Below are 591 nucleotides of genomic sequence, written 5' to 3'. Positions count from 1 at the left end.
CGCGGGCGGATTTCGAGTGGGATGCAGAAAACGATCAGTACATTTGCCCTGAGGGCCAGGAACTCAAGCAGTTCCGCCGCAACTATTCTGACCCAAACCGAGGGCCAACTGGCAAGGGCACGGCCCGCTACCGCGCCCTGAAAGATGTTTGCCAGGCCTGTCCATCAAAAGCCAAATGCTGCCCCAATGCCGATGCGCGCAAAATCACCCGCGAAGAGCACGAAGACGCTCGCCAGGTCGCCCGCGAGATCGCCAAAACCCGCCAATACGACATCTCAATGAAACTCAGAAAGAAGGTCGAGATGCTCTTTGCCCACCTCAAACGCATCCTCGGGATGGGACGGCTCCGATTACGCGGACCATGTGGTGCCAATGACGAATTCCTCCTCGCCGCCACCGCCCAGAACCTCCGCAAATTGGCAAAGATCTTTCCCGCACCGCAGCAAACGCGCAAAGCCTGACCCGAAAGGCGCTCGCGTCGCATTCACACGCCCACTTTCTGCGCCAGCAACACATTGTTTTTCAACAGAATCGGCGGAAAGCCGACCTTCGCCGCGATTGCAAATTTGCATGCCCCCGAGCAAGAAGCTG

The 591-nt window shown here is 58.0% G+C and carries 1 protein-coding gene; it reads left to right on the top strand.

Translation table 11 applies throughout. From position 1 onward, the window contains the following. Positions 1 to 461 (top strand): transposase (locus ACR0JF_RS23380; RefSeq protein ID WP_480670135.1); only part of this gene is annotated, 461 nt, incomplete at its 5' end. Positions 462 to 591: the final 130 nt, after the last annotated feature.

It is taken from the genome of Ruegeria sp. BG11, assembly GCF_056538565.1.
Note: the sequence above shows the minus strand (reverse complement) of the source record. Positions and strands in the feature narration are given on the sequence as shown.